Annotated in this window: 7 protein-coding genes and 1 pseudogene; 2 read left to right on the forward strand and 6 right to left on the reverse strand. The window is 73.1% G+C overall.

The genetic code is table 11. The annotated features are described in order from the left end of the window. Positions 1 to 152: 152 nt before the first annotated feature. The 3 genes from QE410_RS12600 to QE410_RS12610 all read right to left on the reverse strand — a co-directional run bounded on the left by QE410_RS12600 (position 153) and on the right by QE410_RS12610 (position 4623). Positions 153 to 650, reverse strand: coding sequence for a methylated-DNA--[protein]-cysteine S-methyltransferase (locus QE410_RS12600; RefSeq protein ID WP_307332551.1), 498 nt, complete (start codon positions 648 to 650; stop codon positions 153 to 155). Next, positions 647 to 2479: a DNA-3-methyladenine glycosylase 2 family protein gene (locus QE410_RS12605; RefSeq protein WP_307332557.1), complete on the reverse strand. Its 1833-nt coding sequence runs from the start codon at positions 2477 to 2479 to the stop codon at positions 647 to 649. Before QE410_RS12605 ends, QE410_RS12600 begins: the two co-directional genes overlap by 4 nt. 155 nt (positions 2480 to 2634) lie before the next feature. Beyond that, positions 2635 to 4623 (reverse strand): hypothetical protein, encoded by a 1989-nt coding sequence (locus QE410_RS12610; protein ID WP_307332560.1) that lies wholly within the window; start codon positions 4621 to 4623, stop codon positions 2635 to 2637. Positions 4624 to 4941: 318 nt separating this feature from the next. On the opposite strand from QE410_RS12610, the gene QE410_RS12615 reads away from it, so the two are divergent. Continuing rightward, complete coding sequence (locus tag QE410_RS12615) at positions 4942 to 6369, forward strand: NAD(P)/FAD-dependent oxidoreductase (protein WP_307332562.1); 1428 nt, start codon at positions 4942 to 4944, stop codon at positions 6367 to 6369. 176 nt (positions 6370 to 6545) lie between these two features. Next, positions 6546 to 7061, forward strand: coding sequence for a DUF1697 domain-containing protein (locus tag QE410_RS12620; RefSeq protein WP_307332565.1), 516 nt, complete (start codon positions 6546 to 6548; stop codon positions 7059 to 7061). Between the two features lie 676 nt (positions 7062 to 7737). Here the strand turns inward: QE410_RS12620 and purH are convergent. The 3 genes and pseudogenes from purH to QE410_RS12635 all read right to left on the reverse strand — a co-directional run bounded on the left by purH (position 7738) and on the right by QE410_RS12635 (position 11827). Continuing rightward, positions 7738 to 9349: pseudogene (gene purH, locus QE410_RS12625) on the reverse strand (bifunctional phosphoribosylaminoimidazolecarboxamide formyltransferase/IMP cyclohydrolase). A gap of 65 nt (positions 9350 to 9414) precedes the next feature. Further along, positions 9415 to 10014, reverse strand: a complete 600-nt coding sequence (gene purN / locus QE410_RS12630) for a phosphoribosylglycinamide formyltransferase (protein WP_307332568.1) — start codon at positions 10012 to 10014, stop codon at positions 9415 to 9417. 175 nt (positions 10015 to 10189) lie between these two features. Beyond that, positions 10190 to 11827 carry a DUF6350 family protein gene (locus QE410_RS12635; RefSeq protein ID WP_307332571.1) on the reverse strand — a complete coding sequence of 546 codons (1638 nt, stop codon included), beginning with the start codon at positions 11825 to 11827 and terminating at the stop codon, positions 10190 to 10192. Positions 11828 to 11877 lie beyond the last annotated feature (50 nt).

Below are 11877 nucleotides of genomic sequence, written 5' to 3' on the forward strand. Positions count from 1 at the left end.
TGGGAGGACGCGGCGACCAGAGCGACGAGGGCGTCGGTTCGGTGCATGGCATCCTCCTTCATCGTGTGGAGCTTCCGCCGGGGGGACGGCAGCCCTCCAGAGTATCCCCGACCGAACGGCCGCGGCAAGAGTACCTTTGCTTCTCGCCCAGATCAGACGGCGGATTCGCGCGCCAGCAGACTCCGCTTCACCCCCGTTCCCCACGCGAACCCGCCCATCGTTCCGTCGCCGCGCAGCACGCGATGACACGGAACGAACAGCGCCACCGCATTGCGTGCGCAGATGGATGCCGCCGCGCGAACGGCGGTCGGCGACCCCAGGGCGCTCGCGAATCCCGCGTACGTCAGCGGGGAGCCCGGACGGATGCCGCGAAGCGCGTTCCAGCCGGCGAGCTGAAGCGTCGTTCCGCTCTGGGCGACGGCGACGGCGTCGATCGCGGCGACATCTCCGGCGTAGTACGCCCGCACGGCGTCGGCGGCGGACGTCTCCCCCGCCGTGACGTCGATGGGACGCCGGTCGGGACGTAGACGCGCCAGCACCGCTTCGGCGTCGGCGGTCCACCCCGACACGATGACGCGATCGGCGTCATCGGCGAGGATGGCGAACGGGCCGTCGGGGGTGTCGACGAACTGCAGGGTCGCGTGGGTCATGGGGCGGTCTCGCTCTCTGTGTCGGAAACGGGGGATGCCGCGGCAGCGGCGCGCGAGCCGCGAGGAACAGCGGCGGCGGCGCGGGAACCGGCGGGAACGGCGGCGGCGCGCGAATCGCGAGGAACGGCGGCGCCGGGAGAACCGGCGGGAACGGCGGCGACGGCCGCGGGATGCGCGCGCGAACCGTCGACCGCGGGCGCCGCACCGGGACCGGCGGCGTCGGAAACTGCAGCCCCTGCAGCGGCGCGCTCGACCGTCACCTCGCTCGCGACGACGTCGACGGGGGCCGCATCCGATCGCCGCCGCCGTTCGGGAACTGTCGCAGCCGCCGCGGTCTCGGCCGGAGAACGCCACGCCTGGGTCACGGGCGCGGCGTACCAGTAGTGCGCCATGGCATAGCTGCGCCACGGCGCCAGTCGCTCCGACCACGCGGTGAAGCCCGCGGGGTCGGACGGCAGACCGAGGGCGGCCGCCCCCGCGCGCGCCGCGACGTCTCCGGGCAGCAGCACGTCGGGGTCGCCGAGGACCCTCATCCGCACGTAATCGGCGGTCCACGGGCCGATCCCCCGCATCGCGAGAAGGCGCTCCCGCTGGGCGGCGCCATCGTCGCCTGGACTCAGGTCGAGCGACCCGTCGGCGAGCGCCGCCGCGGCCTCCACGATCGCCCGCATGCGCGCGGCGGGACCGCGAAGCACCTCGAGTCCCCGCTCGGCGATCACCGCAGGCTTGGGGAAGAGCATCATGGGCTCGGGTCCGACCTCGACCGTCTGCCCCAGCTCGGCCGCCAGCCGCCCCTGCATGGTGCGCGCGGACGCGACGCTGATCTGCTGCCCGATCATCGCGCGCAGCAGCATCTCGTGCGCGTCGATGGCTCCCGGCACGCGGACGCCCGGGATCGCCGCGACAGCGGGCGCGAGCTCGGGGTGTCGGGACAACGCCTCATCGACAGCGAGCGGGTCGGCGTCGAGGTCGAACAGCCGCCGGACGCGCGCGATGAGCGTGCCCAGATCGGCGAGGGCCGTCAACCGGGCACGAAGGCGCAGGCGGCCGTCGTCGGCCAGACGCACCTCGAACCACGCGGGCCCGCCGGGAAGGCGGACGACCCGAGCGAACGAACGGTCGTCGCCGACTTCGACCCCGGGGATCGCGTGCGCGCGCATCCAGCCGAACAGTCCGATCGTGTCGATCGGGCCGCGAACCGGAAGCGCCAGGTCGATCTCACCGGCGGACGCCTCCACTCCCGCGGCCCGCGAGCGGCGCGCGCGCAGGTCGCGCGGCGGCATCCCGAACACCTCGCCGATGGTGTCGGTGAACTGGCGGATGCTGGAGAAGCCCGCCGAGAAGGCCACGTCGGCCGACGACAGATCGGTGCCGACCAGAAGGGCTCGCGCCGTGTGCGCGCGGTGCGCTCGGGCGAGGGCGAGCGGTCCCGCGCCGAGCTCGGCGTGGAGCAGTCGCGTCAGGTGCCGCGACGAATAGCCGAGGCGGCGCGACAGACCGGGCACGCCCTCGCGGTCGACGACGCCGTCGGCGATCAGTCTCATCGCCCGCGCCGCGACGTCACCGCGGACGTCCCACAGCGGGGAACCGGGGGCGGCTTCGGGGAGGCAGCGTTTGCATGCGCGGTAGCCCGCCTCGTGCGCGGCGGCGGAGGTTGCATAGAAGGAGACGTTCTCTTGCTTCGGGGTGCGTGCGGGGCAGCTGGGTCGGCAGTAGACGCCCGTCGACCGCACGGCCGTGACGAACTGCCCGTCGAAGCGGCGGTCACGCGACTGGATGACGCGGTACCGTTCGGCGAATGCCGGGGAGTCGGCGGTGGTGAGGGTCATGGCATCCACCCTGCCATCGACCTCCGACATCGACCGGCGGAAATCGGACACGGCCGTGCGCGCATGCTCGCGCCCTCGCGAGACGCACGACGGCGGCGCCGATCGGACCCCCCACGGTCCGACCGACGCCCGTCATCACCGCCGGGGAGCGGGTCTCACCCCTCCGCGATGGCGAACCCGCCGGCGGGGATGACCACCGACACCGCGCCGTCTGTCGACGTCGCCCGCACGAGCGAACCGGCGGTGTCGTACACCTTGACCGAAGAGCGCACCTTGTCGGTGCCGATGATGGAGAGCTGCGGCGCGATCGCGCTCGAAAGGACGAGCTCGCCGTACGCGTCGCCGCCCAGCACGAGACGCGAGATCCACGGCCGCACGATGAGGCCGTCGAGGGTGAGGTCTCCGCGCAGCGCCGTGACGCGGAGATCCGACGCCGCTACCGCGGCGGGAAGGCCGTACGGCAGCAGCGCGCCAGGGGCGGGCGAGATGCCCTGCTGCGGGCCGGTGATGCTCAGCACCCCGCCGCCGCGCCAGACCGACTGCGTTGCGACGCCGGGCACCGTCGACACGACCGGTTCGATCCACCGTCGGGTGTCCGACGGCCCGAGGTCCCACGTCGCGCTCTGTCGCGGCGTCAAGGTGAGCCCGTCGCCCGACCAGCGGGACTCCCCCGTCCACAACGACTCCGGTGCGAACACGGTGCCGTCAGTGCTCGTGGCATCTTCGGCCTCGACGTACTCGAGACCCACCCGGTTCTCGACGCTCGACAGAGCCGTGGCCCGCGCCGCGACGGCGGGGTGCGCGTCGAGAGCGATCGCCGTCAGCACGCCGTGAATGGTCGACTCGGCGCCGCTGTCGCGGTCGACGGTGCCGTCGGGCTGCAGACCGTCATAGGTGACGCCGGTCGCCGGGTCGTACATCTGCGCGCCGGCGTGGTTCGCGCCGAAGAACCACGCCGCGTGCAACCCGGCGAGCTGGGCGAAGGACTCGGCACCGGTGGTGTCGGCGAGCGCGAGCAGCGACTGCACGCGCGAACCCGCGCCGGAGGCGATCTGCACGCGGTCGGTCGGGCTGGGGTACCACCCGATGTCGGGACCGCCCGCGGTGAGCAGCGTCGTGGTGAAGCCGGTGGCATCCGCGATCGCCGGTTCGACCAGCGCGTCGTCGTCGAAGATGTCACCGGCAGCGGCGAGCGCCGCGGGCGTCTGCGATCCCTGCGCGTGCCACATGGCGGGCGACTGCGCCCGCGGGAGAAGCGCGCCGTACGGCCACTGGCGGGTGGATCCGGATGCCATGGCCGCCACGCCCTCGGCGAGCTGACGCGCCGCGGTGGCCGAGCTGTCGTCGCCCGCTCTCACGGCGGCCGTGAGCCCGAGGACGGCCTCGGCCGCGGCATCCGCGCCGTCGGCGACGAGCCAGGCCGGCACCTCGACCCCGTCGGACTCGACGTACTGTCCGTACGACGTCAGTACGTCGCGCTCGATCGCGCCGCGCGAGAGGGCGAGCCGGTCTTTGAGGAACGCCGCGAACGCCGGGTCGTCGTCGACGAAGGCCGCGTAGCCCTCGCCGAGCGCCCATACCGTCCGCGCCGTCCAGGAGCCGGGTCGGGAATCGGAGGGGCCGGGCAGCTCCATCGGCTCGGCGGAGGGGTTGAGGTCTCCGTCGGGCTGCATCCACCGCACGACCTCGCCCGCCGAGGGACCCTCGGTCGTCTGGTGGTAGGCGACCGTGCGCAGCAGTTCGTAGGCCTTCCGACGGCTCTCGGCGTCGCCGGTCTGCTCCCAATCGCGGATGTACACCACGGCCGCCCGGGTGGTGTCGTCGGCGGTGAACGCGCCCTGCCCCCAGTCTCCGGTCGCCGGATCGAGCGGACCACCGCCCATGCGCTCGAAGGTGCCGCCGTCGCGGGCGTCGGCGGAGGTCCACGGGGCCAGGAGCGTGGGCTCCTGGGCCTGCCGGTAGGTCGAGTGCCCGGTGACACCGACGGGCGGGGTCGCCTGGTCGAGCAAGAAGTCGAGGTGGTCGAGGTTCGTCAGCGTGCCGGCCGAGGGGACGGCGGCGGCGGCCGGGACGGCCGTCAGCGACACGACGAGGGCGGCGGCGCCCAGCACCGCCGGGATGCGCGCACGTCGTCGTGCGTTCATGGGGGATCCTTCCGATCGAATACAGGATGCAGGAGATATGGGCCCCGCAGAAGGGCGGATCACGGAATTCCGCGGTGAGCGGATGCCGTGGGAGGGCATCCACTGCGTCGACTTCGTCCTGTTCGTTCGGCGGTGGCCTTCGTCGCCCGCCGGATCGTGCCCGCTCCGCGCTCGCAGCCGCGGTCGGGCCGCAGCACCACGCCCTCGCACTCGACGACGACGGGCGTGCCGTCTTCGAGCGCCACGCGGGCCGGGCACAGGCGCGAGCCGACCGCGCAACCCCCGCGTGATGTCGGTGGCCGTCGCTAGCGTGACAGCATGAGCGAACGCGAATACGACCTCATCGTCATCGGCGCCGGCCCCGTGGGTGAGAACGTCGCCGACCGCGCCGTGCAGGCCGGACTCACCGCCGTGATCGTCGAGTCCGAACTCGTCGGCGGCGAGTGCTCGTACTGGGCGTGCATGCCCTCCAAAGCCCTTCTGCGCAGTGGCGCAGCCCTTCGCGCCGCGCGCGACGTCGACGGCGCGAAGCAGGCGGTCACCGGCGACCTCGATGTCGCCGCCGTCCTGCGCCGCCGCGACACGATGACGAGCGACTGGAACGATTCCGGCCAGGTCGAATGGCTGCAGGGCGCGGGAATCGACCTCGTGCGCGGCCACGGGCGCCTCACGGGCGAGAAGACCGTACGAGTCACCGCCGACGACGGCACCACCACCGATCTGCGAGCGCGCCACGCGGTCGCCGTGTGCACCGGTTCGGCGGCGCTGCTCCCCGACATCCCCGGCCTGGCCGACATCTCGCCGTGGACCAGCCGTGAGGCCACCGCGGTCGAGCGCATCCCGGACTCCCTCGCGATCATCGGCGGCGGCGTCGTGGGGGCCGAGATGGCCACCGCATTCGCGAGCCTCGGCGCCGCGGTGACGATCATCGCGCGCTCGGGACTGCTCGGCGGCAACGAGCCGTTCGCCGGCGAACTCGTCGCGACGTCGCTCCGCGACCGCGGGGTCACCGTCAAGACGGGGGCGGATGCCACGGCCGCGCGCCGCGACGATGACGCGCGAGTGGTGCTCGAGCTCTCCGACGGCACCACCGTCACCGCCGATGAGGTCCTCGTCGCCACGGGCCGCGTACCCCGCACGGGCGATCTGGGGCTGGAGGCCGTCGGTCTTCAGGCCGGCGAGTGGCTCGACGTCGACGACACCCTGCGTGTTCGCGGGTCGGACTGGCTGTACGCCGTCGGCGACGTCAATCACCGCGCCTTGCTGACCCATCAGGGCAAGTACCAGGCGCGGGCCGCGGGAGACGTCATCGCCGCCCGCGCCCAGGGCGAGGAGATCGACGATGCGCCGTGGGGCGCGCACGTCGCCACCGCCGATCACGACGCGGTGCCGCAGGTGACGTTCACCGACCCCGAGGTCGCGTCGGTGGGGCTCACCGCCGCGAAGGCCGAGGAGAAGGGCCTGAACGTGAAGGTGGTCGACTACGACCTGGCGAATGTCGCCGGATCGAGCGAGCAGTCCGACGCCTATACCGGGCGCGCCCGCGCCATCGTCGATCTCGACCGCGGTGTGCTCGTCGGCGCGACCTTCGTCGGCCCCGACATCGCGGAGCTGCTGCACTCCGCCACCATCGCGATCGTCGGCGAGGTCCCCGTGAAGCGGCTCTGGCACGCGGTGCCGTCGTATCCCACGGTCAGCGAGGTCTGGCTGCGGCTGCTCGAGACGCTCGGCCGCGACAGCGCCTGAGCGACTCTCGCACACGGTGTCGTCGCATCCCGGGGTCAGCGAGGTCTGGTCTCGCGTGCTCTAACACTCGCCCGTGACGGCGGCTGAGTGGCTGCATCCGTCCACGCACCCGCCGGCAGGCCCGAGAACCGCGCCGCTGCACACGCGCGGCTCCGCGAACGCGTAGCCTCACACGCATGCCCCGCTCCGTCGCCCTCATCCGCGGCGTCGGCGGCCCCACCGCCCTGAGGATGCCCGCGTTGCGGGAGGTTCTGGCATCCGCGGGATTCGGCGAGGTCGTGACGCTTCAGGTCGCGGGCAATGTGGTCCTCGATGCCGGCTCCCGCTCCCCCGACGAGATCGCCGCCACGGTGCGCGCGGCCGTCGGCAGCGCGTTCGGCTTCGACCTGCCCGTCGTCGTGCGCTCGCACGCCGAGCTCGCTGACGCGGTGGCCCGCAACCCCTATGCCGGCGCCCCCGAGGGGCGTTGGGTGCAGACCGTCTTCCTGGACACGACGCCGACCGCGACGCTCACGCTGCCCGATGGCATCCCCGAGGTGGCGGTGCTCGACGGACGCGAGGTGTTCGTCCGGTACCCCGAGGGCATCGGCGGGTCGAAGCTGCACGCGGGCTGGTTCGAGAAACGCCTCGGGGTCACGGGCACCGCCCGCAACGCCAACACGATCGCGAAACTCGTCGCACTCAGCGCCTGACGCGCGGCGCGGCGGCGCGCGCAGCGGAAGAGCGCACCGCGGCAGAGCGCGCGGCGACGGGCCGAGCCGTGGCAGGCCCGCGGCTCCAGAGCGCGCGGCAACGGGCCGCCGCGACAGAACGCCCGGCGACGGCCGCGGCGACAGGCCCGCGGCAGCGGAGCGCGCGGCGACGGGCCGCTGCGACAGAGCGCGCAGCGACGGGCCGTGCCGCGGCAGGCCCGCGGCTGCAGAGCGCGCGGCGACGGGCCGCTGCGACAGAGCGCGCGGCGACGGGCCGTGCCGCGGCAAGCCCGCCGCGGCAGAGCGCGCGGCCACCGAGCCCGCCCCTACACAGCGATAAACGCCCCGGCGAGTGAGACACGCCACCGCGCGGCGTTTCTCACTCGAAACAGCGTTTCTCGCCAAGGAACCGGCACCCACCCCCACAGCAAACGGCGTTTCTCACTTGAAACAGCGTTTCTCGCCAAGGAACCCGCGCCCACCCCCGCAGCAAAGGGCGTTCCTCACCCGAACCGCGTTCGCATCCGAACAACGGCCGGCCACACGGCACCGCAGGGCGCTCGCATGCACCTCACACGACGGCGCCGCCACGACCGAAGCCGCGGCGGCGCCGCACCCGCGCGCGAGACACGGCGCGTCCGCGGCGGCGCCGCACACGCGCGCGGGACACGGCGCGTCAGTGGAAGAAGTGGCGCTCCCCCGTGAAGAACATCGTCACACCCGCGGCGCGCGCGGCGTCGATGACCTCGGCATCCCGCACCGAACCGCCGGGCTGGATGATCGCCGAGATCCCCGCGTCGATCAGCACCTGCGGACCGTCGGCGAAGGGGAAAGAACGCATCGGATGCCGCGATCGAGCCGCGCGCGCGGTCACCGGCGCGCTCCACGGCGAGACGGCACGAGTCGACGCGGTTGACCTGGCCCATGCCGATGCCGACGGTGGCCGAGCCCTGGGCGAGCACGATCGCGTTGGACTTCACGGCGCGGCACGACTTCCACGCGAAGATCAGGCTCTCCATGTCGGCGTCGGCGGGGCGCTCGCCCGAGACGAGCTCCCAGTTCTTCGCGACCGACTCGATGTCGTCGGGGAAGCGGTCGGCGTCCTGCAGCAGCAGGCCGCCCGAGACCAGGCGCACGTCCATGCGCTCCTGCTGCCAGTCGGTGGGCAGCTGCAGCACGCGGAGGTTCTTCTTCAGCTTGAACACCTCGAGCGCCTCGGGCTCGAAGTCCGGGGCGATGATGACCTCGGTGAAGATGTCGCGCAGGTTCTCGGCCATCTTCAGCGTCACCGTGCGGTTGGCCGCGATCACGCCACCGAACGCCGAGACGGGGTCGCACTCGTGCGCGCGCAGGTGCGCCGAGGCGATCGGGTCGAGCGCGTTGGGGGCGGCGACGGCGATGCCGCACGGGTTCGCGTGCTTGATGATCGCCACCGCGGGCTTCACCATGTCGAACGCCGCGCGAAGAGCCGCGTCGGCGTCGACGTAGTTGTTGTACGACATCTCCTTGCCCTGCAGCTGCGTGGCCTGGGCGATGCCGTGGCCGCCGACGCGGGAGTAGATGGCGGCGCGCTGGTGCGAGTTCTCGCCGTAGCGCAGCGTCGACAGGCGCTCGGCCTGGATCGTCAGGTGGGCGGGCAGGTCGATGTCGTCGCCGAGGGTGCCCTCGGCGAACCACGTCGACACGGCGGTGTCGTACGCGGCGGTGTGCGCGAAAGCGCGTGCGGCCAGCTCACGACGCTGCGCGAGCGAGGTGCCGCCCTGCGTCTGCAGAGCCTCGATGATCGCCGGGTACGACTCGGGCGAGACGACGATGGCGACGTTGGCGTGGTTCTTCGCCGACGCGCGCACCATGGCGGGGCCGCCGATGTCGATCTGCTCGACGACATCGTCGCCCTCGGCACCGGATGCCACGGTCTCGACGAACGGGTAGAGGTTCACGACCACGAGCTCGAAGGGGCGGATGCCGAGTTCGTCGAGCTGCGACTCGTGCGAGGCGAGGCGAAGATCGGCGAGGAGCCCCGCGTGCACCTTCGGGTGCAGGGTCTTCACGCGACCGTCGAGCGACTCGGGGAAGCCGGTGACGGCGGAGACATCGGTGACCTCGTACCCGGCGTCGCGCAGCAGCGTGGCCGAGCCACCGGTCGAGACGATCTCGACACCGGCCGCGGCGAGGGCTGCGCCGAGTTCGAGCAGACCGGTCTTGTCGCTCACCGACACCAGCGCGCGGCGGAGGGGAACGATGTCGCGGGGACGGTAGTCGGCGGGGTCGTGGCGGGGTCCGGCCATGGCGTACGGCTCCTGTGTCTCGAGTCGGGTTCGGGTGCGAGACGGGCCGACGCCCGCCTCGCGGGTCAGGCGGTTCGGGATGCCGCGGCGGCGAGGTCGAGCTCGCCCTCGGCGATGCGCCGCACGACGTCGATCAGCAGACGTCGTTCGACGGGCTTGATGCGCTCGTGCAGGGCGTGTTCGTCGTCACCGGGGAGCACGGGAATGCGCTCCTGCGCGAGGATCGGCCCGGTGTCGACACCTGAGTCGACGACGATGACGCTCGCGCCGGTCTGCTCGACGCCCGCGGCGAGGGCGTCTCGCACCCCGTGCGCTCCGGGGAACTCGGGCAGGTACGCCGGGTGGGTGTTGATGATGCGCGGTTCCCACGCGGCGACGAGGTCGGCGGGCAGCAGGCGCATCATGCCGCTGAGCACGACGAGGTCGGGGTTCCACACCGCGAGCTGTGCGCCCAGTTCGGCGCCCCACTCCTCGCGCGAGGCGAAGGCGCTGAACGGCACGAGGAAGGTCGGGATGCCGAAGTGCTCGGCGTGGGCGAAGCCGTCGGCCTCGCGATCCGCACCGACCGCGACCACGCGCGCCGGGAAGTCGGGGGCGGCAGCCGCCTCGAGCAGGGCGCGGAGGTTGGAGCCGGTGCCGGAGATGAGAACGGCGACCGTGAGCACGGAGGTCAGTCTACGCAGGTGCGTCGGACGCCGCCGAGCCGCGCCCTCGTCGATCGGCGCACGGCGACGTCGTTCGTGGCATCCTGCCGCGGGGAAGAAGCGGGCGCCCGCCGCCGAGACGGTGTCGTCCGAGGCCGATGGGGCGACGACGCGTTGCCGTGCGGCGCGCTCCGGGTCAGCGACCGGAGTTGGGGTCCTCGTCCTCCCGCTCGTCCCACGCAGCGCGGATCCGCGCGCGCACCTCGTCGTCGCTGAGGTCGTCGCCGACGGAGCGGTCCGCTGTCGCCGGGGCCGCGGCCCCGTCGCGACGCTCCGTCGCGGGGCGGTCGTCGGTGGCGCGACCCGCCGTCGCGGGGGCCGCGGACTGCTCGAAGCGATCGGCGGAGGAGTCGGAGTCCCCCGGGGCGGGGGCGGCACTCCCCCGCACGCCGAGCGCGGTGTCTCTCTCCCCGGCATCCGGATCGGTGAGAGTGGACGACCACTCGTCGAGCGGAACGCGGGAACCGAACGGTGCGCCCGTCGGCCCCACCCCGGCCACGTGCTCGTCCCGGTCGAACGCGAGGCGCTCGTGACGGGAGGACGGGTGCTCTTCGAACCGATCCTCATCGTCGGTCTCGCCGAAACGCGGGCTCAGCAGCAGGATCGCGAGCCCCACGAGCACCTCGAGTCCCAGAGCGAGGGCGAGGGGGCCGGGCTCGGGGCCCGTGTCGGCCAGACGCCCGGGTCCGATCGATCCGCTCGACGCGAGCGCCGCGAGCGCCCCCGCACCGCCGGTCAGCACGGCGACGGCGAGCGCCACCACCAGTCGCGGACCGAACGGTTCGGGGCCGGTGGTGCGCGGCATCCGGGATCGCAGCATCCATCCCGTCAGCGCGCCGACGCCGACGGGCAGCAACGCGAGAAGCAGCAGCCACGACGACGTCGTGTCGGGCACGGCTCCGAGCACCGGGATGCCGGGGAGCGCCCCGACCTGCGTCGCCGCCGGGGTGATGGCGGTGTCAGTGCCGAGGGCGAAGCCGGGCCCGGCGGTGAACGCCACGGCCCACAGCACCAGGGTCGGCAGGTACATGAGCTGGCCGAGGGCGATGACGCTCGCCCCGATGGCATCGGCGTTGCTCGCCTGGTAGAGCCCGATCACCTGCCCGGAGCCGGCGACGAGACCGGCCACGACCACGACGGCGCCGACCGCGACCAGTCCGAGGGTCGTGAGGGCCAGGCCGCGCACGATGAGGGCGGGCACGTCGCTCCAGGAGTGGGGAAGGCGTTCGATCCGCGCGCGCAGGGCGTCGACCGGTCCGTCGTCGCCCACCCGCCACGAGCCCACGAAGGCGCCGATGAACGACGGCACGAAGAAGATCAGAGAGGGCAGCAGGATGGCCAGCCACACCTCGGATGCCACCAGCTCGGCGTTGGCGCTCACCCCCACCAGCGCGGTCAGCCCCGTGAACACCGCCGAGCCCGACAGCCAGCCGGTGACGGCGGCTCCCGCCTCCGCCGCGCGCGCACCGGATCGGGCGGCGAAGAGGGCGGTGAAGGCCGCGAGGGCCAACGGCGCGAGGGAGAGCGTGAAGGTCGCGAGGGCCGGGTCGATGCCGGTCGCGGCGAGGTAGGTGTCGGGGAGGGTGACGGTCACCGGCACGAAGTGACCCAGGTGCCATACGGCGGCGGATGCCGGCCAGAGGGCGCCCCAGTCGGGGTCTCCCACGCCGAACACCCAGAGCAGGGCGAGGGGCGCGAGGATCACCGCGATGCCGCCCGCGGCGGCCAGCACGGCGTCGAGGGCGGCGAGGAGGGCGACGAGAAGGCGATGCATGGGCGAGAGGAACCCTACCCGCGCCGTCTCAGCCCGACTCTCAGGCGCGG

Source organism: Microbacterium sp. SORGH_AS_1204 (assembly GCF_030818935.1).
Taxonomy (GTDB): Bacteria; Actinomycetota; Actinomycetes; order Actinomycetales; family Microbacteriaceae; genus Microbacterium.